22 protein-coding genes and 1 other RNA gene are annotated in these 26902 nt (G+C 63.1%); 3 read left to right on the top strand and 20 right to left on the bottom strand.

Annotated elements, in window-relative coordinates:
* Positions 1-42 precede the first annotated feature (42 nt).
* The gene (gene argJ, locus ACN6NG_RS03970) at positions 43-1260 is read right to left on the bottom strand and encodes a bifunctional glutamate N-acetyltransferase/amino-acid acetyltransferase ArgJ (RefSeq protein WP_353455981.1); all 1218 of its coding nucleotides are present in this window, start codon (positions 1258-1260) and stop codon (positions 43-45) included.
* A gap of 182 nt (positions 1261-1442) precedes the next feature.
* Positions 1443-4178 (bottom strand): preprotein translocase subunit SecA, encoded by a 2736-nt coding sequence (gene secA / locus ACN6NG_RS03965; RefSeq protein WP_049276482.1) that lies wholly within the window; start codon positions 4176-4178, stop codon positions 1443-1445.
* A 389-nt stretch (positions 4179-4567) separates the two neighbouring features.
* On the opposite strand from secA, the gene ACN6NG_RS03960 reads away from it, so the two are divergent.
* Positions 4568-5023, top strand: a complete 456-nt coding sequence (locus tag ACN6NG_RS03960) for a DUF721 domain-containing protein (RefSeq protein WP_063422304.1) — start codon at positions 4568-4570, stop codon at positions 5021-5023.
* Between the two features lie 52 nt (positions 5024-5075).
* Here the strand turns inward: ACN6NG_RS03960 and lpxC are convergent, their stop codons facing one another.
* The 18 genes from lpxC to rsmI form a co-directional block, all read right to left on the bottom strand.
* Positions 5076-5987 (bottom strand): UDP-3-O-acyl-N-acetylglucosamine deacetylase, encoded by a 912-nt coding sequence (gene lpxC / locus ACN6NG_RS03955; RefSeq protein ID WP_016498054.1) that lies wholly within the window; start codon positions 5985-5987, stop codon positions 5076-5078.
* 112 nt (positions 5988-6099) lie between these two features.
* Positions 6100-7296, bottom strand: coding sequence for a cell division protein FtsZ (ftsZ, locus tag ACN6NG_RS03950; protein ID WP_353455980.1), 1197 nt, complete (start codon positions 7294-7296; stop codon positions 6100-6102).
* 55 nt (positions 7297-7351) lie between these two features.
* Positions 7352-8614, bottom strand: coding sequence for a cell division protein FtsA (ftsA, locus tag ACN6NG_RS03945; RefSeq protein WP_016488959.1), 1263 nt, complete (start codon positions 8612-8614; stop codon positions 7352-7354).
* Between the two features lie 14 nt (positions 8615-8628).
* The gene (locus ACN6NG_RS03940) at positions 8629-9498 is read right to left on the bottom strand and encodes a cell division protein FtsQ/DivIB (protein WP_016498051.1); all 870 of its coding nucleotides are present in this window, start codon (positions 9496-9498) and stop codon (positions 8629-8631) included.
* Between the two features lie 5 nt (positions 9499-9503).
* Positions 9504-10460, bottom strand: a complete 957-nt coding sequence (locus ACN6NG_RS03935) for a D-alanine--D-alanine ligase (protein ID WP_063422306.1) — start codon at positions 10458-10460, stop codon at positions 9504-9506.
* Complete coding sequence (gene murC / locus ACN6NG_RS03930; RefSeq protein ID WP_016498049.1) at positions 10457-11905, bottom strand: UDP-N-acetylmuramate--L-alanine ligase; 1449 nt, start codon at positions 11903-11905, stop codon at positions 10457-10459. Before murC ends, ACN6NG_RS03935 begins: the two co-directional genes overlap by 4 nt.
* Positions 11898-12977: an undecaprenyldiphospho-muramoylpentapeptide beta-N-acetylglucosaminyltransferase gene (gene murG / locus ACN6NG_RS03925; RefSeq protein WP_059395143.1), complete on the bottom strand. Its 1080-nt coding sequence runs from the start codon at positions 12975-12977 to the stop codon at positions 11898-11900. The genes murC and murG overlap by 8 nt, the downstream gene beginning before the upstream one ends.
* Positions 12967-14181 carry a putative lipid II flippase FtsW gene (gene ftsW / locus ACN6NG_RS03920; protein ID WP_016488963.1) on the bottom strand — a complete coding sequence of 405 codons (1215 nt, stop codon included), beginning with the start codon at positions 14179-14181 and terminating at the stop codon, positions 12967-12969. Before ftsW ends, murG begins: the two co-directional genes overlap by 11 nt.
* On the bottom strand, positions 14178-15524 hold the full coding sequence (gene murD, locus ACN6NG_RS03915; RefSeq protein WP_353455979.1) for a UDP-N-acetylmuramoyl-L-alanine--D-glutamate ligase: 1347 nt from the start codon (positions 15522-15524) through the stop codon (positions 14178-14180). The genes ftsW and murD overlap by 4 nt, the downstream gene beginning before the upstream one ends.
* Before the next feature lie 6 nt (positions 15525-15530).
* The gene (mraY, locus tag ACN6NG_RS03910) at positions 15531-16613 is read right to left on the bottom strand and encodes a phospho-N-acetylmuramoyl-pentapeptide-transferase (RefSeq protein WP_016498046.1); all 1083 of its coding nucleotides are present in this window, start codon (positions 16611-16613) and stop codon (positions 15531-15533) included.
* A complete protein-coding gene (locus ACN6NG_RS03905; protein ID WP_063422308.1) occupies positions 16613-17980 on the bottom strand; it encodes a UDP-N-acetylmuramoyl-tripeptide--D-alanyl-D-alanine ligase in 1368 nt (455 codons plus the stop codon). The genes mraY and ACN6NG_RS03905 overlap by 1 nt, the downstream gene beginning before the upstream one ends.
* Positions 17973-19463, bottom strand: a complete 1491-nt coding sequence (locus tag ACN6NG_RS03900; RefSeq protein WP_415752977.1) for a UDP-N-acetylmuramoyl-L-alanyl-D-glutamate--2,6-diaminopimelate ligase — start codon at positions 19461-19463, stop codon at positions 17973-17975. Before ACN6NG_RS03900 ends, ACN6NG_RS03905 begins: the two co-directional genes overlap by 8 nt.
* A complete protein-coding gene (locus tag ACN6NG_RS03895) occupies positions 19460-21199 on the bottom strand; it encodes a peptidoglycan D,D-transpeptidase FtsI family protein (protein ID WP_162471779.1) in 1740 nt (579 codons plus the stop codon). The genes ACN6NG_RS03900 and ACN6NG_RS03895 overlap by 4 nt, the downstream gene beginning before the upstream one ends.
* Complete coding sequence (gene ftsL, locus ACN6NG_RS03890) at positions 21199-21492, bottom strand: cell division protein FtsL (protein ID WP_063422309.1); 294 nt, start codon at positions 21490-21492, stop codon at positions 21199-21201. The genes ACN6NG_RS03895 and ftsL overlap by 1 nt, the downstream gene beginning before the upstream one ends.
* Positions 21489-22436, bottom strand: a complete 948-nt coding sequence (rsmH, locus tag ACN6NG_RS03885; protein ID WP_016488970.1) for a 16S rRNA (cytosine(1402)-N(4))-methyltransferase RsmH — start codon at positions 22434-22436, stop codon at positions 21489-21491. Before rsmH ends, ftsL begins: the two co-directional genes overlap by 4 nt.
* Positions 22433-22888, bottom strand: a complete 456-nt coding sequence (mraZ, locus tag ACN6NG_RS03880) for a division/cell wall cluster transcriptional repressor MraZ (protein WP_019439042.1) — start codon at positions 22886-22888, stop codon at positions 22433-22435. Before mraZ ends, rsmH begins: the two co-directional genes overlap by 4 nt.
* Positions 22889-23197: 309 nt before the next feature.
* Positions 23198-23573: RNase P RNA component class A (gene rnpB, locus ACN6NG_RS03875), an RNA gene on the bottom strand.
* Positions 23574-23640: 67 nt separating this feature from the next.
* Positions 23641-24516: a 16S rRNA (cytidine(1402)-2'-O)-methyltransferase gene (gene rsmI, locus ACN6NG_RS03870; RefSeq protein ID WP_474312985.1), complete on the bottom strand. Its 876-nt coding sequence runs from the start codon at positions 24514-24516 to the stop codon at positions 23641-23643.
* 186 nt (positions 24517-24702) lie between these two features.
* Here rsmI and ACN6NG_RS03865 point away from each other — a divergent pair, with 186 nt between their 5' ends.
* Both ACN6NG_RS03865 and ACN6NG_RS03860 read left to right on the top strand, forming a co-directional pair.
* Positions 24703-26520 carry a penicillin-binding protein activator gene (locus tag ACN6NG_RS03865; protein ID WP_063422311.1) on the top strand — a complete coding sequence of 606 codons (1818 nt, stop codon included), beginning with the start codon at positions 24703-24705 and terminating at the stop codon, positions 26518-26520.
* Entirely contained in the window at positions 26520-26891 is a 372-nt protein-coding gene (locus ACN6NG_RS03860; RefSeq protein ID WP_059395145.1) for a YraN family protein, read from the top strand. Before ACN6NG_RS03865 ends, ACN6NG_RS03860 begins: the two co-directional genes overlap by 1 nt.
* The last annotated feature ends 11 nt before the right edge of the window (positions 26892-26902 follow it).

The raw sequence follows: 26902 nt of genomic DNA, 5'->3' as shown, positions 1-26902 counted from the left end.
GCCTTGTGTCGCGATTGGGCCGCAACGCGGCCCCATTTTCGATCAGGTACGGTACTCGGCGTTGATCTTCACGTACTCGTGGGACAGGTCGGTGGTCCAGATGGTTTCGCTGCACTGGCCACGGCCCAGCTCGATGCGGATGGTGATCTCTTCCTGGGCCATCACTGCCGAGCCCTGAGCTTCGGTGTAGCTCGGGTCACGGCCGCCTTTACTGGCGATGCATACGCTGCCCAGGTACACGTCGATCAGGCTTACATCCAGTTCCGGCACGCCAGCACGGCCAACGGCGGCCAGGATGCGACCCCAGTTCGGATCGGATGCGAACAGTGCGGTCTTGATCAGTGGCGAGTGGGCCACGGCATAGCCGACGTCCAGGCATTCCTGGTGGTTGCCACCACCGTTGACCTGCACGGTCACGAACTTGGTGGCACCTTCGCCGTCACGGACGATGGCCTGGGCCACTTCCATGCACACTTCGAACACAGCCTTTTTCAGCGCTTCGAACAGCGCGCCGCTGGCTTCGTTCACTTCCGGCAGGTTGGCCTTGCCAGTTGCGATCAACATGCAGCAGTCGTTGGTCGAGGTGTCGCCGTCGATGGTGATGCGGTTGAACGACTTGTTGGCGCCGTCCAGCATCAGGTCCTTGAGCACTGCCGGGGCAACCTTGGCATCCGTGGCGATGTAGCCGAGCATGGTGGCCATGTTCGGGCGAATCATGCCTGCACCCTTGCTGATGCCGGTGACGGTAACAGTCACGCCATCGTGCTGGAACTGACGGCTGGCGCCCTTGGGCAGGGTATCGGTGGTCATGATGCCGGTGGCAGCTTCAGCCCAGTGGTTTTCCGACAGGTTGTCGAGGGCGGCCTGCAGTGCACCTTCGATCTTCTCGACCGGCAGTGGCTCGCCGATCACGCCGGTAGAGAACGGCAGTACCGACTCGGCCGGCACGCCAGCCAGCTCGGCCAGCTTGGCGCAGGTACGTTCGGCGGCGGCCAGGCCTGGCGCGCCGGTACCGGCGTTGGCGTTACCGGTGTTGGTCAGCAGGTAGCGCACGGTGCCCTGTACACGTTGCTTGGACAGGATCACCGGCGCTGCGCAGAAGGCGTTGAGGGTGAACACGCCAGCCACGCTGGAGCCTTCGGCACAGCGCATGACCACCACATCCTTGCGCCCCGGGCGCTTGATGCCGGCAGAAGCGATGCCGAGTTCAAAACCCGGAACCGGGTGCAGGGTGGGCAAAGGACCAAGACCAACAGCCATTAGAGCGCTCCTAGAAAAACGATTGATTTCGAAAAGGGGCCGCTTCGCGCCCCATCGCGACACAAGGCCGCTCCCACAAGGACCGCGCCCATCCATGGACGAGCGCGGTACCTGTAGCAGCGGCCTTGTGTCGCGAAAGGGCCGCAAAGCGGCCCCAGGCTTTTTACAAATGTCAGGTCAGATCACTCGATCTGCCCATGGCAATGCTTGAACTTCTTGCCCGAACCACACCAGCACGGTTCGTTGCGGCCCAGCTTCTGGTCGTTGCGCACTGGCGCTGCGGCGACCGCCACTTCGGCGCCCTCCTCGCTCAGCTGCTCGCTTTCCAGGCCCGGCGCAGGGGCATGCTGGAACTGCATGCGGCTGGCCAGTTCCTCGGCCTCGCGGCGCAGGCGGGCTTCTTCTTCGATCGGATCTTCGCGGCGAACCTGAACGTGCGACAGCACGCGGATGGTGTCGCGCTTGATCGACTCGAGAAGCTCCTGGAACAGGCTGAACGACTCGCGCTTGTACTCCTGCTTCGGGTTCTTCTGCGCATAGCCACGCAGGTGAATACCGTGACGCAGGTGGTCCATGGTCGACAGGTGGTCTTTCCACAGGTCGTCCAGCACGCGCAGCAGAATCTGCTTCTCGAAGGTACGCAGGGCGTCGATACCGGCCTGGTCTTCCTTCTCGGTGTAGGCGGTGGTGATCTCGTTCAGCAGCTTCTCACGCAGGGTCTCTTCGTAGAGGTGATCGTCCTCGTCGAGCCACTGCTGGATCGGCAGTTTCATGGCGAAATCGCTGGCCAATGCAGCTTCCAGGCCGACCACGTCCCACTGCTCGGGCAGCGACTGCGGCGGGATATGCTGGCTGATGGTAGCGTCCAGTACTTCCTTGCGGAATTCGACGATGGTGTCGCCGATATTTTCGGCGGCCAGCAGGCTGTTGCGCATGTGGTAGATCACCTTGCGCTGTTCGTTCGCCACGTCGTCGTATTCGAGCAATTGCTTGCGGATATCGAAGTTGCGCCCTTCTACCTTGCGCTGAGCCTTCTCGATGGCGTTGGTGACCATGCGGTGTTCGATGGCCTCGCCCGACTGCATGCCCAGTGCCTTCATGAAGTTCTTCACCCGGTCAGAGGCGAAGATGCGCATCAGGCTGTCTTCCAGCGACAGGTAGAAGCGGCTGGAGCCCGGGTCGCCCTGACGGCCCGAACGGCCACGCAGCTGGTTGTCGATACGGCGCGATTCGTGGCGCTCGGAAGCGATCACGTGCAAGCCGCCCGACTCGATCACTTGCTGGTGACGTTTCTGCCAGTCCGACTTGATCTGGGCGATCTGCTCGGGTGTCGGGTTTTCCAGGGTGGCCACTTCGGCCTCCCAGTTACCGCCCAACAGGATGTCGGTACCACGACCGGCCATGTTGGTGGCGATGGTCAGTGCGCCTGGCGCACCGGCCTGCGCGATGATCTCGGCTTCCTTCTCGTGGTACTTGGCGTTCAGTACCTTGTGCTCGATGCCTTCCTTGAGCAGCAGGTTCGACATGTGCTCGGAGGTTTCGATGGTGGCAGTACCCACCAGCACCGGGCGGCCGTGGGTCATGCTTTCCTTGATGTCGGCGATGATCGCGGCGTACTTCTCGTCGGCAGTCAGGTACACCAGGTCGTTGAAGTCTTTACGTGCCAGCGGCTTGTTCGGCGGGATCACCATCACGTTGAGGCCGTAGATGGACTGGAACTCGAACGCTTCGGTGTCGGCGGTACCGGTCATGCCGGACAGCTTGGTGTACAGGCGGAAGTAGTTCTGGAAGGTGGTCGAAGCCAGCGTCTGGCTCTCGGCCTGGATATTCAGGTTCTCTTTCGCCTCGATGGCCTGGTGCAGGCCCTCGGACAGGCGACGGCCCGGCATGGTACGGCCGGTGTGCTCGTCAATCAGCAGGACCTGGCCGTCCTGGACGATGTACTCGACGTTGCGGTGGAACAGCTTGTGCGCGCGCAGGCCAGCGTAAACGTGGGTCAGCAGGCCCAGGTTGTGCGAGGAATACAGGCTCTCGCCCTCGGCCAGCAGGCCGGCCTGGGTGAGCATCTCTTCGATGAACTGGTGACCGGCTTCGTTGAGCTCGACCTGGCGGCTCTTCTCGTCGATGGTGAAGTGGCCTTCCTGGGTGACCTGGCCCTCGACTTCTTCGATGTGCTGGGTCAGGCGCGGGATCAGGCGGTTGATCTCGATGTACAGCTTGGAGCTGTCTTCAGCCTGGCCGGAAATGATGAGCGGGGTACGCGCCTCATCGATGAGGATGGAGTCGACTTCGTCGATTACCGAGAAGTTGAGTTCACGCTGGAACTTCTCTTCCTGGCTGAACGCCATGTTGTCGCGCAGGTAGTCGAAACCGAATTCGTTGTTGGTGCCGTAGGTAATGTCGGACGCATAGGCGGCGCGCTTTTCTTCCGGCGGCTGGAAGGCCGAAACGATACCGACCGACAGGCCGAGGAATTCGTACAGCGGGCGCATCCAGTTGGCGTCACGGCGGGCCAGGTAGTCGTTGACGGTGACCACGTGCACGCCCTTGCCGGACAGTGCGTTGAGGTACACGGCCAAGGTACCGACCAAGGTCTTGCCTTCACCAGTACGCATTTCTGCGATCATACCCTCGTGCAGGGTCATGCCACCGATCAGCTGCACATCGAAGTGGCGCATGCCCATTACGCGCTTGCCGGCCTCTCGGGCCACGGCGAAGGCTTCAGGCAGCAATTGGTCCAGTGTCTCGCCTTTGGCCAAGCGCTCCTTGAACTCTGCGGTCTTGCCCCGCAGTTGCTCGTCGGAGAGGGCCACCATCTTCTCTTCGAAGGCATTGACGATACTCACCGTCTTGAGCATGCGTTTCACTTCACGCTCGTTCTTGCTTCCAAAAAGTTTTTTTAACAAAGGCGCAAACATATCGGCAGGATCTTCCACACGTAGGGATGGAGGGCGGCCCCATGAGTCGCCCGTGCAGCCCTGAGGCCGCATGCGAACGAGCATTCTACCCGGAAACGATGGTGAGGAAAGTGGTGGATTTCCACGATGCTATTACAGCGTTTTGGCAGGGGCCTGTCTTAGATAGGGGCATTTTCCCTGAGTTCAAGCCTTGGCAACATGAAAGCTATCGAGAACTAGTCTTATCTTCTATTGCCTGTGCCGGCCTCTTCGCGGGTAAACCCGCTCCCACAGGTATTTCACAGGATCCGGACCTGTGGTGATCCTGTGGGAGCGGGTTTACCCGCGAAGAGGCCGGCACAGGCTATAGAGGTGTTAAACTGCTGCTCTTGTAACCTCATGCGTATCCAATGGCCTATAAACCCTCCCCTGCCCAGCAGCCCTCCGCTTTGCTGCGCCAGGTGCGCCCCCTGCGCCTGCTGCTGAACCAGGCCGAACGCCTGGAGCACCTGCAGCGCCTGCTGGAAAGCCAGCTGCAACCGGCTGCCCGGGAGCACTGCCATGTGGCGTCGTGGCGCGATGGCACTTTGTTGCTGGTGGTTACCGACGGCCATTGGGCAACCCGCCTGCGCTACCAGCAGAAGCGCCTGCTGGCAGCATTACAAGCCATGGAAGCATTCGGCAACCTCAGGCGCATCCTGTACAAGGTGCAGCCACCGCTAGTGCCAGCCAAGCGAGGTGGGCATGCTGCAGAGCTGTCGATCAGCGCCGCCGAAAGCCTGCGCGACACCGCCGAGGGCATCACCGACCCCAAGCTGCGCGCAGCGCTGGAACGGTTGGCCGCCCACGCCAGGAACAAGCCATAAAAAAGGCCACCCGAAGGTGGCCTTGATACAACACTAGAGAGAGTGTTCGAACTTACACGGCCGCAACAGGGCGCATGTACGAGATCGGTGCCGTGCTGGCATCTTCGAAAGTGACCACTTCCCAGGCATCGGTTTCAGCAATCAGCTTGCGCAGCAGCTGGTTGTTCAGCGCGTGGCCGGACTTGTAGCCCTTGAACTCGCCGATCAGGCTGTTGCCCAGCAGATAGAGGTCGCCAATGGCGTCGAGGATCTTGTGCTTGACGAATTCGTCATCGGAACGAAGGCCGTCTGCGTTAAGCACACCGGTCTCGTCGACCACGATGGCGTTCTCGACACTGCCGCCCAGCGCAAGGTTGTGCTTGCGCAGGTACTCGATGTCACGCATGAAACCGAAGGTACGCGCGCGGCTGACTTCCTTCACAAACGAGGTGCTGGAGAAGTCGACGACCGCACTCTGGGTCTGGCCCTTGAGGACCGGGTGATCGAAGTCGATCTCGAAGCTCACCTTGAACCCTTCGAAAGGCAGGAACGTGGCGCGCTTGTCGCCCTCTTCCACGGTTACCTCACGCAGGATGCGGATGAACTTCTTGGCTGCGTCCTGCTCTTCCAGGCCGGCAGACTGAATCAGGAATACAAAGGGTCCGGCGCTGCCATCCATGATCGGCACTTCCGAGGCGGAGAGCTCGACGTAGGCGTTATCGATGCCCAGGCCCGCCATGGCGGAGAGCAGGTGCTCGACCGTATCGACCTTGACGTCACCGTTGACCAGCGTCGTCGACATGGTTGTCTCGCCGACGTTGGCCGCACGCGCAGGGATTTCGACCACAGGGTCGAGATCGGCGCGGCGGAAGACGATGCCGGTGTCCACAGGTGCAGGCTTGAGGGTCAGGTAAACCTTCTCCCCAGAGTGCAGACCGATACCTGTGGCACGGATGGTATTCTTCAGGGTGCGTTGTTTAATCATGGCATTGGCCGCTTCAGCGCAAATTGCGAACAGGTATCAACAAAGGCTGGGGATGATAACAGACCCAACCTTTGATGAATACCAATCACCTTTATACCCCTGATAAATTCCATTAATCAGCCTGACGACGCAGGAAAGCCGGGATATCGAGGTAGTCCAGGTCATCCTGAGGGTTCAGTTTAGCGGCTGCAGCAGCACCTGCATGGGCCTGGTTGCGCATGACAGTCGGGCGCTCGAGGTCACGGTAATTGATCGCTGGCTGCTCCTGGCGAACCGGTGCAGGGTTGGAAGCTTCGTACACCTGCTGCGCGGTCTGCAGGGTGTTGTCGACCACTTTGACCGGCTTCTCGATGCGCGCGCCCAGGCCAGTGGCCACAACGGTCACGTGCAGTTCGTCGCGCATGTCCGGGTCGATCACGGTGCCGACCTTGACCATGGCGTGGTCAGAGGCGAAGGCTTCGATGATGCTACCCACATCGGAGTACTCACCCAGCGACAGGTCCGGGCCTGCGGTGATATTCACCAGGATGCCACGGGCGCCCTGCAGGTTGACGTCTTCCAGCAGCGGGTTGCGGATCGCCGCCTCGGTGGCTTCACGCGCCCGGTTCGGGCCGCTGGCACAGCCAGTACCCATCATCGCCATGCCCATTTCACCCATCACGGTACGCACGTCGGCGAAGTCGACGTTGATCATGCCAGGGCGTTTGATGATGTCGGAGATACCGCGAACGGCACCGGCCAGTACATCGTCGGCCTTGGCGAAGGCGGACAGCAGGCTGGCATCCTTGCCCAGGATGGTCAGCAGTTTCTCGTTGGGAATGGTGATCAACGAGTCGACGCTTTCAGCCAGCATGCGGATGCCTTCATCGGCGATCTGCATACGTTTGCGGCCTTCGAACGGGAACGGACGGGTCACCACGGCTACGGTGAGAATGCCCATTTCCTTGGCCACTTCGGCAATGATCGGCGCTGCACCGGTACCGGTACCGCCACCCATCCCAGTGGTGATGAACACCATGTTGGTGCCCTGCAGCACCTCGGCGATGCGCTCACGGTCTTCCAGCGCGGCCTGACGGCCGACTTCCGGATTGGCACCGGCACCCAGGCCCTTGGTCACGCCAGTGCCCAATTGCAGGATGGTGCGCGCGCCAATGCTTTTCAGCGCCTGGGCATCGGTGTTGGCGCAGATGAATTCCACACCTTCGATGCTGCTCTTGACCATGTGGTTGACGGCGTTGCCGCCACCACCACCAACGCCGATCACCTTGATGACCGGACTTTGCGGGACGTTGTCTACGAGCTCGAACATTTTCCCTCTCCTTACAGTTCTCTAGTTGTTGCGCCTACCACTACTGCTTTGAAACTTAGAAGTTGCCCTGGACCCACTTCTTGAAGCGCTCAAGCACTGGGGCCTTCGGTTCATCGCCATAGCTGTTGTTGCTGCTGTTGGTGTTACCGGTCAGGATCAGGTCCTCGGACTGCTTCAGCAGACCGTAAGTGAGCAAGCCCACACCGGTGGAATAGATCGGGTTGCGAACCACGTCGCTCAGCCCCCGAACGCTGTGCGGTACGCCCAGGCGTACCGGCATGTGGAAGATTTCCTCGGCCAGTTCCACGGCACCTTCCATCTTCGCGGTGCCGCCGGTGAGGACGATGCCGGCTGGCACCAGGTCCTCGTAGCCGCTGCGGCGCAGCTCGGCCTGGATCAGGGTGAAGAGCTCGTCGTAACGTGGCTCCACAACCTCGGCCAGGGCCTGGCGCGACAGCTCGCGCGGTGGGCGGTCGCCCACGCTCGGCACCTTGATGGTCTCGCCGGCGCCAGCCAGTTTGGCCAGGGCGCAGGCGTAGCGGATCTTGATTTCTTCGGCGTACTGGGTAGGGGTACGCAGGGCCATGGCGATATCGTTGGTGACCTGGTCGCCGGCAATCGGGATGACCGCGGTATGACGGATGGCGCCCTCGGTGAAGATGGCGATGTCGGTGGTGCCGCCACCGATGTCCACCAGGCACACGCCCAGTTCTTTTTCATCGTCGGTCAGCACCGAGTAGGCCGAGGCCAGCTGCTCAAGGATGATGTCGTCGATTTCCAGGCCGCAGCGGCGTACGCATTTCTCGATGTTCTGCGCCGCATTGACTGCACAGGTGACCACGTGGACCTTGGCTTCCAGGCGCACCCCGGACATGCCCAGCGGCTCGCGCACGCCTTCCTGGTTGTCGATCACGTAGTCCTGCGGCAGGGTGTGCAGCACGCGCTGGTCGGCCGGAATCGCCACGGCCTGGGCGGCGTCGAGTACACGTTCCAGGTCGGCCAGGCTGACCTCGCGGTCGCGGATGGCGACGATGCCGTGGGAGTTCAGGCTGCGGATGTGGTTGCCGGCTACCCCGACGAAGGCCGAGTGGATACGGCAGCCGGCCATCAGCTGCGCTTCTTCCACGGCGCGCTGGATCGACTGCACGGTGGACTCGATGTTCACCACCACGCCTTTCTTCAGGCCGCGGGACGGATGGGTGCCGATCCCGACGATTTCCAGGGTACCGTCTTCGCCCACTTCGCCCACCAGCGCCACCACCTTGGAGGTGCCAATGTCCAGCCCGACGATCATTTTGCCGCTATGCGCGTTTGCCATGGTCCTGCCTCTCTCTAATTCTTCGCAACGGCGGGTTGGGCCGTCGTCGGTGCAATCGGTTCCCGCCAACCAACGGCAAGTCCGTTGGAATAACGCAGATCAATGCGGGCGATAGTGGTGATCTGGTCTTTGAGTGTCTTGTCGTAAATGGCAATGAAACGGCGCATCTTCTCCACCAGATGGTCGCGCCCCAACAGCAGCTCGATGCCTGGCCCGGCGCTGCTTGCACCAGTGGTCAGGAACCAGCTGCCTCGCTCGCGCAGCTCCAGGCGAGCAATGGAAAAGCCCATGGGGCGCAGCATCTGGCTCAATACCTGATACTGCTGCATGACTTGTTGCTGAGCACGCTGGGGCCCGGCCAACTGCGGCAGGTGCTCGTAGTTGGCCAGTTCGCGCGGGGTGAAGGCCTGGCCTTGGTTGTTGAGCAAGGCTTCGTCACCCCAGCGCGCCACCGGCAGCTGTTCTTCCAGGCGGATCACCACCTCGTCAGGCCACACCCGGCGTACTTCGGCGTGGGCGATCCAGGGCATCTGTTCGAGCTCGGCACGCATCGCTGGCAGGTCGACGCTGAAGAAGCTCGCCGCCACGTAGGGCGCGATGCGCTGCTGCACCGACTGCTGGCTGATGTAGCTGAGGTCGCCTTGCACGTCGATCTTGGTGATCGGCCGGTCGGCATACGGCATAAGGCGAATGGCGCCTTCGTAGGCACCAAAGCCGGCCGCCACCAGCAGCACCGGCCACAGCAGGCGCTTGAGGCCTCCCAGGCTTGGCCGCGGCAGGCGCGCCGATACGGGCTCATCGGCCACCAGCCGGCTGGCACCACGCGGCACCGGCTTGCTACGGCCGGTAACGGGTTGCTGCTGACGTATCATCGCGCCTTGCATGGTTGTTAACCTCGCGTCGTCACGCTTTCAGCCAGGATTGCCAGCACCAGTTGCTGGAAGTCCAGGCCAGCCGCGCGGGCCGCCATTGGCACCAGGCTATGATCAGTCATGCCCGGTGCGGTGTTGACTTCGAGCAGCCAGAACCGGCCCTGCTCGTCCTGCATCACGTCCAGACGCCCCCAGCCTTCGATGCCGATGGCATCACAGGCGCGAGCGGTCAGGTCGATCAGTTCCTGTTCCTTGACGCTATCCAGGCCGCACGGGATGCGGTACTGGGTATCGTTGGCGATGTACTTGGCGTCGTAGTCGTAGAACACGTGCGGCGTACCCAGGGCGATCGGCGGCAGCACCTGGCCGCGCAAGACCGCGATGGTGAACTCCGGGCCGTGGATCCACTGTTCCACCAGTACCTGGGAATCGTATTTGGCGGCGTCCTGCCAGGCGGCGACCAGTTCCTGGGCGCTGTTCACCTTGGCCATGCCGATGCTAGAGCCTTCATGGGCGGGTTTGACGATAAGCGGGAAGCCCAGTTCCGTACTGGCCAACAAACAATCGTTTTCGCTCGCCAACACCGCGTGACGCGGGGTCGGAATGCCCAGGCTCTGCCACACCTGCTTGGTGCGCAGCTTGTCCATGGCCAGCGCCGAGGCAAGGATGCCACTGCCGGTGTAAGGGATGCCCAGGCACTCCAGCAGGCCTTGCATGCTGCCGTCTTCACCGCCACGGCCGTGCAGGATGATGAAGGCGCGGTCGATCTTTTCGCTTTGCAGGCGCGTGAGCAGGTCGTCACCGACGTCGATAGCGACCACGTCGACACCGGCAGTGGTCAGCGCGTCGATCACCGCCGCACCGGACTTCAGCGACACTTCACGCTCGGCGCTTTTGCCACCGTACAGCACGGCGACGCGGCCGAACGCCTTGACGTCCAGGGTCGAGTGCAGTTTTTCGTAGGCGCTGGTCATTTCGACTTCTCCTGCTTGGCGCCAGCGAACAGCGGGCTTTTCATCAATTGCGGGGCCAGGCCGCCGACATCACCGGCACCCTGGCAGATCAGGATGTCGCCAGCGCGCAGAAGTGGCTTGACCAGCGGTGCCAGCTCGGCGCCGCGCTCGATGTAGATCGGGTCCAGCTTGCCGCGCTGGCGGATGCTGTGGCACAGCTGACGGCTGTCGGCACCCGGGATCGGCTCTTCGCCCGCCGGGTAGACCTCCATCAGCAGCAGCACGTTGGCATCGCCCAGCACCTGGACGAAATCGTCGTACAGGTCGCGGGTGCGGCTGTAGCGGTGCGGCTGGTAGACGATCACCAGGCGGCGGCTTGGCCAGCCACCGCGCACGGCCTTGATCACCGCAGCCACTTCGGTCGGGTGGTGGCCGTAGTCGTCGACCAGCATCACGCTGCCGCCTTCCACCGGCAGTTCGCCGTACACCTGGAACCGGCGGCCGACACCCTGGAAGCCGGACAGGCCCTGGACGATGGCTTCGTCGCTGATGCCTTCGTCGGTGGCGATGGCGATGGTGGCCAGTGCGTTGAGCACGTTGTGGTTGCCAGGCATGTTCACCGACACTTCCAGCGGCTCGCAGTCACGGCGCAGCACGGTGAAGTGGGTCTGCATGCCCTGCTGGCGCACGTTGATGGCGCGGATGTCGGCCTCTTCGCTGAAGCCATAGGTCACCGTCGGGCGTTTCACCTGTGGCAGGATCTCGCGCACCACCGGGTCGTCCAGGCACATCACCGCCAAGCCGTAGAACGGCAGGTTGTGCAGGAACTCGACGAAGGTTTTCTTCAGCTTGTTGAAGTCACCTTCGTAGGTCGCCATGTGGTCGGCGTCGATGTTGGTGACCACGGCCACCATCGGCTGCAGGTGCAGGAAGCTCGCATCGCTTTCGTCTGCTTCGGCGATCAGGTAGCGGCTGGTGCCCAGCTGGGCATTGGTACCGGCAGCGGTCAGGCGGCCACCGATGACGAAGGTCGGGTCCAGGCCACCGGCAGCGAACACCGACGCCAGCAGGCTGGTGGTGGTGGTCTTGCCGTGGGTGCCGGCAACGGCCACACCATGACGGTAGCGCATCAGTTCGGCGAGCATTTCGGCACGCGGCACTACCGGAATGCGTCGCTCGAGGGCGGTAGCCACTTCCGGGTTGGCCGGGTTGATGGCACTGGACACCACGAGCACGTCAGCGGTAGCGGCGTTCTCGGCGCGGTGGCCGACGAAGATCTCGGCGCCGAACGATTCCAGGCGCTCGGTCACCGGCGAAGCTTTCAGGTCCGAACCGGACACTTCATAGCCCAGGTTCAGCAACACTTCGGCAATGCCGCACATGCCAACGCCGCCGATACCGACGAAGTGAATACGGCGGATACGGCCCATCTTCGGATGGGGCATGGCTTTCTGGCTTTCAACCATGGGCCACCTCCAGGCAGATATCGACTACGGTGCTGGTTGCAGCAGGTTTGGCCAGGCGCCGTGCGGTGCCTGCCATGACGTTGAGTTTCTCGGGTTGCATCAGCACCTCGTTCAGGCGTTCAGCGAGCTGCGCTGCGCCAGTTGTCGCTTGTGGCATCAGGAAGGCAGCGCCTTCGCGGGCCAGATATTGGGCGTTGTGGGTCTGGTGGTCGTCGATGGCGTGTGGCAAAGGCACCAGCATCGAAGGCAGGCCTGCTGCCGCCAGTTCGCTGACGGTCAGGGCACCGGCCCGGCACACCACCATGTCGGCCCAGCCATAGGCTTGGGCCATGTCCTTGATGAAGGGCTCTACCTGAGCCTCGACGCCCGCCTCGTGATAACGCTCGGCGGTGATTGGCGCGTGTTGCTTACCGGCCTGGTGGAACACCTCTGGCCGCAGCGCGGCAGGGACTTCGGACAGGGCCTTAGGCAACAATTTGTTCAATGGTTCCGCACCCAGGCTGCCACCGAGCACCAGCAGGCGCGCACGGCGCTGGGCCAGGGGCGCGCGTTGTGCATCCATGAACAGCTCCGGGCGCACCGGGTTGCCGGTGGTGCGACGCTTGTCGCTGGCCTCGAAGGTGTTCGGGAAAGCTTCGCAGACCCGCGCCGAGAGTGGCACCAGCAACCGATTGGCGGTACCGGCACGGGCGTTCTGCTCGTGGATCACCAACGGCACGCCGCACAGCCGCGCGGCCACACCGCCGGGGCCGGTCACGTAGCCTCCAAAGCCCAGCACGCAGACCGGCTTGAGCTGGCGAATGATGCGTCGCGCCTGCAGCACGGCCTTGATAAGGGTGAATGGCGCCTTGAGCAACGACAGTTTGCTTTTGCCGCGCAGGCCGCTGACCTGGATCAGGTGCAGTGGCAGGCCAGCCTGTGGCACCAGCTCGTTCTCGATGCCACGCGGGGTACCCAGCCAGTGCACGGTAAACCCACGCGCCTGGAACTCACGGGCGCAGGCCAGGGCCGGGAATACATGGCCCCCGGTGCCGCCCGCCATGATCAGTATGTTCTTGCCGTCAGCGGCCATGACTGGTCTCCTCGGCAAAATCGCTTTCGCTGAACTCGTGTTCCTCGCTGCCCAGGTGCGTGCGGCTCTCCCACTCGATACGCAGCAACAGGCCTACGCAGGCGCAACAGATCACCAGCGAACTGCCCCCGTAACTGAGGAACGGCAGGGTCAGGCCCTTGGTTGGCAGCAGGCCGACGTTCACCCCGATGTTGATCAGGAACTGGCCGATCCACAGAAACGCCAGGCCGAAGGCCACATAGGCGGCAAAGAACTGCTTGGCTTTTTCGGCCCACAGGCCGATGTACAGGGCACGCACGGTCACGAACACGAACAGTGCAATGGTCAGCAGCGAACCGACCACGCCCAACTCTTCGGCCAGTACCGAGAACACGAAGTCGGTGTGCGCTTCGGGCAGGTAGAACTGCTTCTGCACGCTGTTGCCCAGGCCAACACCCAGCCACTCGCCACGGCCGAAAGCGATCAGTGCCTGGGTCAGCTGGTAACCCGAGCCAAACTGGTCGGACCACGGGTCGGTGAAGGTGATAAGCCGCGCCATCCGGTAGGGCTGCGCCTGTACCAGCACAAACACCGCCAGCACCGCCAACACCACCATGAGGCTGAAGCGGAACAGCCCCACCCCGCCGAGGAACAGCATGGCCGCCGCCGCGCCCATCATCACCACGGTGGCACCGAAGTCCGGCTCCATCAGCAGCAGGGCGGCCATGGGCAGCAGCACGATGAACGGCTTGAAGAAGCCCATCCAGGTTTCGCGTACCTCGGTCTGCCGGCGCACCAGGTAACCCGCCAGGTAGACGACCACGAACACCTTGGCGATTTCCGAAGGCTGGACGTTGAAGAAGCTGAAGCCGATCCAGCGCATGGAACCGTTCACTTCGCGGCCGATACCCGGCACCAGCACCAGTACCAGCAGGCCGAAGGCGCCCAGCAGCATCATGAAGCCCATGCGCTGCCAGGTGGCGATCGGCACCAGCATGGTCGCGCCGCAGGCAACCAGGCCAAGGAACACGTAAACCAGGTGGCGGAACATATGGTAAAGCGGGTTGCCCGACTGCACCGCGGCCACTTCCGAGGACGCCGAGGTGATCATCACCAGGCCCAGGCCAAGCAAGGCCAGGCAGCCGGCGAGCATCGGGAAGTCCAGGTCGATGCCACGACCGCTGATCAGCGGCGACGGGTAGGGCTTGAAGATGCCGAAGATCATGCAAGACCTCCCGCTGCCTGGGCAAACAGGCGCCCGCGCTCTTCAAAGTTCTTGAACATGTCGAGGCTGGCGCACGCCGGCGACAGCAGCACCGCATCGCCGGCCTGGGCCAGTTCGGCACACTGCTGCACGGCGTCCTCGAGGGTCTTGACCCGTACCAGCGGCACGTCATCACCCAACGCTTCGGCCAGGCGCTCGGCATCACGGCCAAGCAATACCACGGCGCGGCAGAAGCGCTTGACGGGCTCGCGCAACGCAGTGAATTCAGCACCTTTGCCGTCGCCACCGGCGATCAGCACCAACTTGCCTTCGATATCGGCACCCAGGCCTTCGATGGCGGCCAGGGCAGCACCGACGTTGGTGGCCTTGGAGTCGTCGTACCAGTTCACGCCATTACGCTCGCGCACCCACTGGCACCGGTGGGCCAGGCCACCGAACTCACGCAGGGCTTCGAGCATGGGCTCGAACGGCAGGCCAGCAGCATGCCCCAGGGCCAGTGCCGCCAGGGCGTTGGACTGGTTGTGGGCACCACGCACCTTCAGCTCGCGCGCCGGCATCAGCGCCTGAAACTCGAACGCCAAGTACTTTTCACCCTCCACTTCACGCAGGCCAAAGGCCTTGAAGTCGGGTTGGTTGAGGCCGAAGGTCCAGCATGGGCGGCCTTCCACCGGCAGTGGCCGGCTAAGGGCGTCCTGGCGGTTGACCACCACCTGGCGGGCACCGCGGAAAATCCGGTGCTTGGCCAGGTGGTAGGCCGGCAGGCCGCTGTAGCGGTCCATGTGGTCTTCGCTGATGTTCAGCACAGTGGCCACTTCTGCGTTGAGCTGGTCAGTGGTTTCCAGTTGGAAACTGGACAGCTCCAGCACGTATAGCTCGAGGTCATCAGCCAGCAAGTCCAGCGCCGGGGTACCGAGGTTGCCGCCCACCGCCACGCGCTTGCCGGCCTTGGCGGCCATTTCGCCGACCAGGGTGGTAACGGTGCTCTTGGCGTTGGAACCGCTTATTGCAACGATCGGCGCCTTGGCGTGCCGGGCGAACAGCTCGATGTCACCGGACAGCTTCACGCCACGCGCGGCTGCCTGCTGCAGGGCCGGGGTGGCCAGGGCCAGGCCAGGGCTCACGTACAGCTCGTTGGCGCGGCACAGGAAGTCCACGTCCAGCTCGCCACAGCGCACTTCCACCTGCGGGTAATCACGGCGCAGGGTGTCCAGTTCCGGCGGTTGCTCGCGGGTGTCGGCGACCGCAAAGGCAATGCCCCGGTTCGCCAGGAAGCGAACCAGGGACATGCCGCTCTTGCCGAGGCCGACAACGATGCGGAATTGGTCGGAAGCGATCAAAGACACGCTCATCTACCTCAGTTTCAGGGTGGCAAGGCCGATCAGCACCAGGATCACGGTGATGATCCAGAAGCGGACGATCACCCGTGGCTCTGGCCAGCCCTTGAGTTCAAAGTGGTGGTGGATCGGCGCCATGCGGAACACGCGCTTGCCGGTCAGCTTGAAGGAGGCGACCTGGATCACCACCGACAGGGTTTCCACCACGAAGATGCCGCCCATGATGAACAGCACGATTTCCTGGCGGACGATCACGGCGATGGTGCCCAGCGCGGCGCCCAGCGCCAGCGCGCCGACGTCACCCATGAAGACTTGTGCCGGATAGGTGTTGAACCACAGGAAGCCCAGGCCGGCACCGATCAGCGCGCCGCAGAACACGATCAGCTCGCCCGAGCCCGGTACGTAAGGGATCAGCAGGTACTCGGCGAACTTCACGTTACCCGACAGGTAGCAGAAGATGCCCAGGGCGCCGCCGACCATCACCGTCGGCATGATTGCCAGGCCGTCGAGGCCATCGGTGAGGTTGACCGCGTTGCTGGAGCCGACGATGACGAAGTAGGTCAATACGACGAAGCCGACGCCCAGCGGGATGGTGACATCCTTGATGAACGGCAGGATCAATGTGGTCTCGACGCTGGTCGGCGCGGTCTTGTACAGGAACACGGCGGCAGCCAGGCCGAACACCGACTGCCAGAAGTACTTCCAGCGGCTTGGCAGCCCACGGGAGTTCTTTTCGATCACCTTGCGGTAGTCGTCAACCCAGCCGATCGCGCCGAATGCCAGGGTAACGATCAGCACCACCCACACATAGCGGTTGGACAGATCAGCCCACAGCAGTGTGCTGATGGCGATGGCCGACAGGATCAGTGCGCCACCCATGGTCGGGGTGCCGGACTTGGACAGGTGCGATTGCGGGCCGTCGTTACGCACGGCCTGGCCGATCTGGCGGATTTGCAGGGTACGGATCATCCACGGCCCCAGCCACAGCGCCAGGGACAACGCGGTCAGTACACCAAGAATCCCGCGCAGGGACAGGTACTGGAAGACCGCGAAGCCTTTGTGGAACTGTTGCAGATACTCGGCCAACAGCAGCAGCATTAATGTTTCTCCCCGCTGGCACCGCACAATGCCGCCACGACGTTTTCCATCGCAGCGCTGCGCGAGCCCTTGATCAAGATAGTGGTGTCGCTGGCATTTTCGGCGCTAACCGCGTCGATCAGCTCAGCTTGAGTAGCGAAATGACGGCCATTGGCGCCGAACGCCTTGACCGCATGTGTCATGTTGGAACCCACTGCGTACAGGGCGTCGACCTTGCCACGCGCGTAGTCACCCACCTGACGGTGGCCTTCTTGCGCCCATTGCCCCAATTCGCCGATATCCCCAAGCACCAGGACGGTGCGTCCGGAAAAGCCGGCGAGTATATCAATGGCTGCGCACATGGAGGTGGGATTTGCGTTGTAACTATCGTCGATCACCCGCACGCCATTTGGCGCGACCTGCGCCACGGTGCGGCCCTTGACCGGCTGCACGGCAGCAAGGCCGGCAGCAATGCCGCTCAGGCTCAGACCAACGGCATGGGCGGCGGCGGCGGCGGCCAGGGCGTTGCTGACGTTGTGGGTACCCAGCAGGTTCAACTGCACCGGCACGCTGCCATCAGGCCCGTGCAGGGTGAACGACGGGCAGCCCCGGGCGTCGCGACCGATGTCGCTGGCATGGAAATCAGCCTGCGGGTTATCCAGTGCAAAGGTGAAGATACGGTGGTTGCCGGCACGCTTGCGCCAGATATCGAACGCCTTGTCGGCCAGGTTGAGAATGGCGACCCCGCCCTCGCCCAGGCCTTCGAGAATCTCGCCCTTGGCTTCGACGATTTTCTCCGGGCCACCGAATTCGCCAACATGGGCAGTACCGGCGTTATTGATGATGACCACCTGAGGTTGGGTCAGGCCGACGGTGTAGCGGATTTCGCCAATGCGCGAAGCGCCCAGCTCGATCACGGCGGCGCTGTGCTCCGGGGCGATCTCCAGCAAGGTCAGCGGCGCGCCGAGGTCGTTGTTCAGGTTGCCGCGGGTGGCGTGCACCAAGCCACGGGTGCGCAAGATGCTGGCAAGCATTTCCTTCACCGTGGTCTTGCCACTGGAACCGGTAATGGCCACTACGGGCTTGTCGAAAGCAGCGCGGTTCAGGGCACCGAGCTGACCCAGTGCTGCCCGGCAATCCTTGACCAGCAGTTGCGGCAGGTCGACACCGGCCACTTCACGCTCGACCAGCGCAGCAACCGCGCCCTTGGCTTTAACGTCAGCCAGGTAGTCATGGCCATCGAAACGCGGGCCGGCCAAGGCGACGAACAGTTGCCCGGTGCTGACGCTGCGGCTGTCGATGCTGACGCCGATGAAGGTGGCGTCGGCACCGACTTGTTGACCACTCAGTGCTGTGGTCAGCTGGCTGAGTGTCATCGGCTTAAGCATGTGGAGCCTCCCAGGCTTCAAGGGCCTTCTCGGCTTCGATCAGGTCGGAGAAGTCATGGCGCTCGCCATTGATCTCCTGGTAATCCTCATGCCCCTTCCCGGCCAGCACGATCACATCGTTGGCAGCGGCTGAGGCGATCAGGTGCGCAATGGCTTCGCCACGGCCGGCGACGAACTCGACGTCGTCAGGCTTGGTGAAACCGGGGCGGATGTCATCGAAGATGCGCAGCGGGTCTTCCGTGCGCGGGTTGTCGTCGGTGACCAACACGCGGTCGGCCAGGCGCTCGGCGACTTCAGCCATCAAAGGGCGCTTGCCGCGGTCACGGTCGCCGCCGCAGCCGAACAGGCACAGCAGCTTGCCGTGAGCATGCGGGCGCAGGGCTTCAAGCACTTTTTCCAGGGCGTCCGGGGTGTGCGCGTAGTCGACCACCACCAGCGGCTTTTGGCCGCCACCCAAGCGCTGCATGCGGCCTACCGGCCCTTGCAGTCGCGGGGTGACCTCCAGGATTTCGTCCAGCGCGTAATCCAGCGCCAGCAGGGTTGCCACGGCGGCCAGCATGTTGCTCAGGTTGAAGCGGCCCAGCAGCTGGCTGCGCAGGGTGCGCTCACCCTGGGCGGTGACCAGCGTGGCGCGCACGCCATCGTCACTGAACACGGCTTCGCGGCAGAACAGCGAGGCATCCGGGTTTTCCAGGCTGTAGCTCAGCAGCCGGGTCTCGACAAGGTCGACACTCGGGCGGCGAGCAAAGTCTTCGGCCAGGCGACGACCAAAGTCGTCATCCAGGTTGACCACCTGGCAACGCAGGTTCGGCCAGGCGAACAGCTTGGCCTTGGCCGCCTCATAGGCCTGCATGCTGCCGTGGTAGTCCAGGTGATCACGGGACAGGTTGGTCATGACCGCGATGTCGAACGCCAATGCGGCGACCCGCCCCTGCTCCAGGGCGTGGGAGGAAACCTCCATGGCCACGGCCTTGGCGCCCTGCTTTTTCAGGTCGTAAAGGGTCGACTGCACGGCAATCGGGTCTGGCGTGGTCAGCCGACCACTTTGCAGGTCACCGTAGAAACCGGTACCCAGAGTACCAATAAGGCCGCAGCGCTGGCCGAGCACATCAAGCGCCTGGGCTACCAACTGGGTGACGCTGGTCTTGCCGTTGGTACCGGTCACGCCCACCAGGTTCAGCTGGCGGCTGGGCTCGCCATAGAAGCGCCCGGCGATGTCCGACAGCTGCGCGATCAGGCCCTTGACCGGAATCAGCGGCACATCGGTCAACGGCAGCACGTTGGCGCCATGCTCTTCATAGGCCACGGCGGCAGCGCCACGGGCCAAGGCATCGGCGATATGCTCGCGGCCATCGACCTTGGCACCCGGCACGGCCAGGAACAGATCGCCCGGGCGCACACTGCGGCTGTCCAGGGTCAGTTCACGAATCAGCGGGTCGCGGCTGGCGTGAGCGAAAAGTTTGCTTAATGGCATTGTCATCATCCACGCCCTCCCTTGGCGGCTGCTGCATTGACTTGCGACTGTTCGGCGGGTGCTGGTGGCGGCAGGTTGTCTGGCGGCACGTTCATCAAACGCAGGGTGCCGGACATGACCTTGCTGAAGACCGGCGCCGAAACCAGGCCACCGAAGTAACCACCCTTGCCCGGCTCGTCGATGACCACGACGATGGCGTAGCGCGGGTCACTCATTGGCCCGAAGCCTGCAAACAGCGAGCGGTAGGCATTTTCGGTGTAACCCTTGGAACCCACGGTGGCTTTACGCGCGGTACCGGACTTGCCGGCCACGTGATAGAACGGCACCTGGGCGCGGAACACGCCACGCGGCGCTTCAATCACTTGCTGCAGCATGCCCTGAACGGTTTCGGCGGTTTCCTTCGGAATGGCCTGCACGGCTTCCGGCGCCTTGTCGACCTTGATGATCGACAGCGGCACCATCTTGCCGTCGTTGGCCAGCGCCGCGTAGGCATGCACCAGCTGCAGGGCGGTCACCGACAGGCCGTAGCCATAGGAAAGGGTCGCGGTCTCGGCCTTGCGCCACTCGCGGTGGTTGGGCAGGTTACCGACACGCTCACCCGGGAAACCAAGGCCGGTGTACTGGCCCAGGCCGACCTGGGACATGACCCGGTAGATGGCCTCGCCGCCGATGTCGAAGGCGATCTTGCTCATGCCGACGTTACTGGAGTTGATCAGGATGCCGGTCAGGTCGAGGATCGGGCCCTCGCTGCGCGACACGTCCTTGATGGTGTAGCGGCCGATCTGCAGGCTGCCCGGGTAAACCTCGACCTTGTCGGTCGGCTTCCAGCGACCGCTTTGCAGTGCCGCACTCATGGAAATCGGCTTGACCGTGGAACCGGGCTCGAACACGTCGATGATCGCCCGGTTGCGCATCGCTGCCGGGAACATGCTGCGGCGGTTGTTCGGGTTGTAGGTTGGCTGGTTGACCATGGCCAGAACTTCACCAGTCTTGACGTCCATGATCACCAGGCTGCCGGCCTTGGCGTCCTGTTCGGCAATGGCGTTGCGCAGCTCGCGGGTAGCCAGGTATTGCAGGCGCAGGTCTATCGACAACGCCAAGGTCTTGCCGGCCTTGGCGTTCTTGGTTACCTGGATGTCCTTGATCAGCCTGCCACGCCGGTCCTTGATCACCTGGCGCTTGCCGGGCACGCCGGCCAGCCACTCGTCATAGGCCAGTTCCACCCCTTCACGACCGTGGTCGTCGAGGTCGGTGAAACCAACCATGTGCGCAGTGACATCACCGGCCGGATAGAAGCGGCGGAATTCTTCCAGGCCGTATACACCTGGCACCTTCAGGTCGAGTACGTGCTGGCCCTGCTCCGGGGTCAGGCCGCGGACCAGGTAGATGAACTCCTTGCTGGCCTGCGCGGTCAGGCGTTCGACCAGTTGCTGCGGATTTTGCCCCAACGCTGCAGCCAGCTGTGGCCAGCGGTCTTTGGACGCCTGCATTTCCTTGGGGTTGGCCCACAGGGTAGTGACCGGGGTACTCACGGCCAATGGCTCACCGTTGCGGTCGGTAATCAGCCCGCGGTGCGCCGGGATAGGGATATGACGCAGGCTGCGCGCATCGCCCTGCCCCTTGAGGAAGTCACGGTCGACCACCTGCAGGTCGATGATGCGCCAGCAGATGGCACCCACCATGATTGCCAGCAAGCCGATCACCACGCGGAAGCGCCACGGGTAGAGTGCGCCTTCGAGCTTCATCATGGCGCCACCATCCGCACTTCGTCAGCCGAAGGCACGCGCATCTTCAACTGCTCGGAAGCCAGGTTTTCGATACGGCTGGCGGCGGTCCAGGTGCTCTGTTCCAGAATCAGCCGGCCCCACTCGGCCTGGGCCTTGTCACGCTCGTTCAACTCGCCGTAAAGGGTGTTGAGCAACTGACGGTTCCAGTGCGCGCTGTAGGACACGGCGACGGCCGAAACCAGCACGCCGACAAACAGCAGAAGCATCAGGAAGCTTCCGCCTGGCAATGGCTTGGCGAACAGCCTGCTCACCGCAGCTTCTCCGCCACACGCATCACGGCGCTACGCGACCGCGGGTTGGCCTTGAGCTCGGCTTCGGAGGCGAACTGGGCCTTGCCGATGAGCTTGATTTTCGGCTCGAAGACCTTGTGCTGTACCGGCAGGTTACGGGGCAGGTTGTCGGCCTCGCCCTTGACCAGCTTGCGCATGAACAGCTTGACGATACGGTCCTCCAGCGAGTGGAAACTGATCACTGCCAGGCGACCACCGACCTCGAGCGCGTCGAGTGCGGCCTCAAGGCCAGCCTCCAGGTCACCCAGTTCGTTGTTGACATGGATCCGCAGCCCCTGGAAGGCACGGGTAGCCGGGTTCTTGCCTTTTTCCCAGGCAGGGTTGGCAACCTTCAGCACTTCAGCCAGGTCGGCAGTGCGGGTGAACGGCTCCTTTTCGCGGCGCTCGACCACGGCACGCGCCATGCGGCCGGAGAAGCGCTCTTCACCGTACTCCTTGAAGACGCGGGCAATTTCTTCGACAGGCGCCGTGGCGATGAACTCGGCGGCACTGATGCCCTGGTCCGGGTTCATGCGCATGTCCAGCGGGCCATCATTGAGAAAGCTGAAGCCACGCTCGGGGTCATCCAGTTGCGGCGAGGACACGCCCAGGTCCAGCAGTACACCGCTGACCTTGCCGTGCAGGCCGCGCTCGGCCACTTCCGCGCCCAGCTCGGCAAAGCTGCGCTGCACAATGACAAAGCGGCCGTCTTCGGCCGCCAGCGCTTGCCCCGTGGCAATCGCCTGTGGATCTTTGTCGAAGCCCAGCAGCCGCCCTTGCGGCCCAAGCTTGCTGAGAATCAGCCGGCTGTGTCCGCCACGGCCGAAGGTGCCGTCCAGATAGCAACCGTCGGCGCGCAGGGCCAATGCCTCGACAGCTTCGTCGAGCAGGACGGTAATGTGGTTGAAGCCGCTATCTATGGTCACAGGATCAGGTCACGCAATTCGTCGGGCATGGCGCCCGGTTGTTGAATAGCTGCAAGGTCGGCTGCCGAAACCGTGTTCCAGGCATCTTCATCCCACAGCTGGAATTTGTTCAGTTGCCCCACCAGCATCGCCTTCTTGTCGAGCTTGGCGTACTCACGCAGGCGGGGCGGCACCAGGAAACGCCCACTGCCATCGAGCTCCAGGTCAACCGCATTACCGATCAGCAAACGCTGCAGACGGCGGTTTTCCTCACGCAACGATGGCAAGGCTCGCAACTTGGCTTCTATCTGTTCCCACTCATCGAGGGGGTATACGCACAAGCAGGGGTCAACGGCGTCAATGGTCACGATCAGCTGCCCATTGCAACGCGAATCGAGCTCGTCACGGTACCGGCTCGGCATGGCGAGACGTCCCTTGGCATCGAGGCTGACGGCGTTGGCTCCGCGGAACACGGCTGCGATTCCCCACAATGTTAGCTTTTTTGTGCCAGAAAACCCACTTCATCCCACTTTCTGCCACTTGCGCACACTATAGGAATCCGCCCGCAGCACCGTCAAGGCACGTTCATAAGGAAAAGCCTTACAGGACCGAGATTTAGCGCGATAAGGGAATGTGGAACGATTACCCAAGAGAAGAAAACACGAGAAAAATCAAACCCACGCAAGCAAATGGAGTTCGAAGTTAAAGTGATTTATGAAGAGTAAGATTTTTTCGGTATTACCAGAGAGGATCTGCTATCGAATCAAGCAGGGGAGGAAAAGGTGGAGAGTCGATCTGTAAGCCGGGTTTTGTCGAGGACAGTCATTCCTCTACGACGGCCATCACTGGACGCCTCTAGCAACCTACCCGGTTCCGACGCGGGCCACGCCTGATGGAACCCTATTTGGTCTTGCTCCGAGTGGGGTTTACCTAGCCACGAACTGTTGCCAGCCGTGCGGTGCGCTCTTACCGCACCTTTTCACCCTTACCGGCACCGAAGTGCTTAGGCGGTTATTTTCTGTGGCACTTTCCGTAGGCTCGCGCCTCCCAGGCGTTACCTGGCACTCTGCCCTATGGAGCCCGGACTTTCCTCCCCCTGCTGCTCACACAACAAAAAGTTGCGGAACGAAAACAGGCAGCGACTGTCCGATCGACTCTCCGCCGCCAAGGTTACCGGCACGCGCGCACAAGAACAAGCAATAACGGCATTTATATCAAACTGCCACTATTCGGCTTTCTGCTTTTCCAGGGCAAGTTGATACAAAAGGTTCTTGCGCACCCCGGTAATTTCCGCCGCCAGCGCCGCCGCCCGCTTCAGTGGCAACTCGGCCAATAGCAGGTCGAGCACTCGCTGGGCCTCGGCACTGATGGCCTGCTCGCCTTCCGGCGCGCTCCAGCCGCCCACCAGTACCACGCATTCACCACGCTGCTGGTTGCTGTCGCCGGCAACGAACGCCCGCAGCTCGGCCAGCGGCAGGCCCTTGAGGGTCTCGAAGGTCTTGGTCAGCTCACGTGCCAGCAGTGCCGGGCGTTCGCCACCAAATACCAGCTCCATGTCTTCAAGGCATTCGAGGATGCGGTGCGGGGCTTCATAGAAGATCAGCGTACGCGGCTCTTCCTTCACCTGATCGAGGCGCGCCCGGCGCCCTGCCTGCTTGGCCGGCAGGAAGCCTTCGAAGATGAAGCGGTCCGACGGCAAGCCGGCCGCCGACAGTGCAGCGATCAAGGCGCAGGCGCCCGGCACCGGCACCACGTTCACCCCCGCAGCCCGCGCCTGGCGCACCAGGTGGTAGCCCGGGTCGGAAATCAGCGGCGTGCCGGCATCGGAAACCAGCGCCACGTTCTCGCCAGCCAGCAGCTTGGTGAGAAAACGCCCGCCCTCGTCACGCTCGTTGTGTTCATGACAGGCCGCCAGCGGTGTGTCGATGCCAAAGTGTTGCAGCAGGCGGATCGAATGGCGGGTGTCTTCGGCAGCGATCAGCGCCACATCTGCCAGCACCTTCAGCGCCCGGGCGCTCATGTCGTCGAGGTTGCCGATGGGGGTTGCCACCACATACAGCGTCCCCACCGTGGATTTCGAAGCCCCTGCCACATCAGTCACTGCGCACACCTGTCATTCGGATCAAAGGCGCCATTGTAGCCCGAGCGCCTGCAACAGGGCGCAAAGAACTTCGCCGGCGATCAGCTGCAAGCCACCTATAGTGAAGGATCAGCACAGCAACATCGCGCCCCGGCCAGTGCTTGGGTACAATTGCCGGCCAACTTGATCGAGTAACAGGACCTTTACATGATCGCTTGCCTGCGGCTGCTCACAGCCCTCTGCCTCGCTGCCCTGCTGGCAGCTTGCGCCAGCTCGCCCTCATCCAGCCTGGGCGAACTGCCGCGCACCCCGGACGCCAGCATCGAGCAACTGCTCGAAAAGGCCGCTTCCAGCAAGTCTGCGGAAGACGCCGCACTGCTGCGCCTGAGCGCGGCCGACCTGGCCTACAAGCAGAAGGACTTCCCACGCGCCGCACGCATTCTTGAGCAAGTCCCGCTGGACACGCTCAAGCCGGCCCAGCAAGTGTTCGCCAGCACCCTCGCAGCCGAGCTGGCCATGAGCCGCAACCAGCCCAAGGCGGCCCTCACCGCCCTGGCCCACCCCAGCCTGCAACGAGTAGCCGAGCTGCCGGCAGAGCAGCAAGCGCGCACCTACAACGTGCACGCCGCCGCCCTGGAAGCCGACGGCCAGGCCCTGGCTGCCGCGCAACAGCGCATGCTGCTGGCCCCGCTGCTCAGCGGCCAGGCTGCCAGCGCCAACAATGACGCTATCTGGGCCTTGGTCGCCTCGTTGCCGGCAGAGCAACTGCAGCAGCCCGCCAACGACCAGACCCTGGCCGGCTGGACCAGCCTGGCCTTCGCCGTGAAAAGCGCCGGCACCCTGGAACAGCAACAAGCGGCCATCGACACCTGGGTCAAACAACACCCGGACCACCCTGCTGCCCAGCAACTGCCGCAGGCACTGACCAAGCTCAAGGAACTGGCCAGCCAGCCACTGACCAAGATTGCCCTGCTGCTGCCCCAGGAAGGCCCGCTGGCCGGTGTTGCCCGCGCCCTGCGTGACGGCTTCATGGCAGCCCACTTCCAGGCCCAGCAAGCCGGTCAGCCAGCGCCTGCGGTGCAGGTGTTCGACAGCTCGCGCATCGGCTCGCTCGACGATTTCTACAACCAGGCCCAGGCCGCCGGTGTGCAACTGGTCATCGGCCCGCTTGAGAAGCCACTGGTCAAACAACTGGCCGCCAAACCACAACTGCCGATCACCACCCTGGCCCTGAACTACGCCGACGCCGGTCAAAAGGCCCCGCCGCAACTGTTCCAGTTCGGCCTGGCTGCCGAAGACGAAGCGCGCGAAGTAGCCCGCCGCGCCCGCGCCGACGGCATGGTCCGCGCCGTGGCCCTGGTGCCGAGTGGCGAATGGGGTGACCGCGTGCTGGCCGCCTTCCGCCAGGACTGGGAAGGCAATGGCGGCACCCTGCTCGCCGCCGAGCGCATCGCCCAGCCGGTTGCCCTGGCCCAGCAGATCGCCGACCTGTTCCAGCTGCGCCAGAGCGAAGGCCGCGCCAAGAGCCTGCAAAGCACGGTAGGCGGCAGCATCGCCGCACAACCGTCGCGCCGCCAGGATATCGATTTCATCTTCCTGGCCTCGACCCCGCAACAGGCCCAGCAGATCAAGCCGACCCTGAACTTCCAGTACGCCGGTGACGTACCGGTATACGCCACCTCGAACCTGTACAGCGCCAGCGGTGACGTCAACCAGTACAACGACATGAACGGCATCCGCTTCTGCGAAACGCCGTGGCTGCTCGACACCAGCAACAGCCTGCGCCAGCAGGTGGTACAGCAATGGCCGCAGGCCGCTGGCAGCCTTGGCCGCCTGTACGCCATGGGCGTCGATGCCTACAGCCTGGCGCCGCGGCTGGGCCAGCTGAAAGCGCTGCCGGACAACCGCGTCCAGGGCCTTTCGGGCAGCCTGAGCATCAACGCCAACCAGCGTATCGAGCGCCAGCTGCCATGGGCCGAGTTCGCCGGCGGCCAGGTCAAGCGCCTGCCTGACACCGCCCGCTGATGGCAACAGCGTCGCCCACCAGCGCCGGGCAAGCAGCAGAAACCCTGGCCCTTGAGTACCTTCAAGGGCAGGGCCTGCAGCTGCTGGCGCGCAATTGGCGATGCAAAGGCGGTGAGCTTGATCTGGTCATGCTTGACGCCGATACAGTAGTATTCGTCGAAGTCCGCTACCGGTTGCACGCGTGCTTCGGTGGCGCCCTCGAAAGCATCGACGGGCGCAAGCAGAAACGGCTGGTGCTCGCCGCCAGCCTGTACCTGCAGAAGACGCCCCACTGGGGCAACCACCCCTGCCGCTTCGACGTAGTCGCCCTGCAGGGCAGCCACCATGCAGGTAGACCGCTTCAATGGCTGAAAAACGCCTTCGAATGCTGAACCCACTTCGT

Source organism: Pseudomonas sp. TSO6 (genome assembly GCF_056098905.1).
Note: the sequence above shows the minus strand (reverse complement) of the source record. Positions and strands in the feature narration are given on the sequence as shown.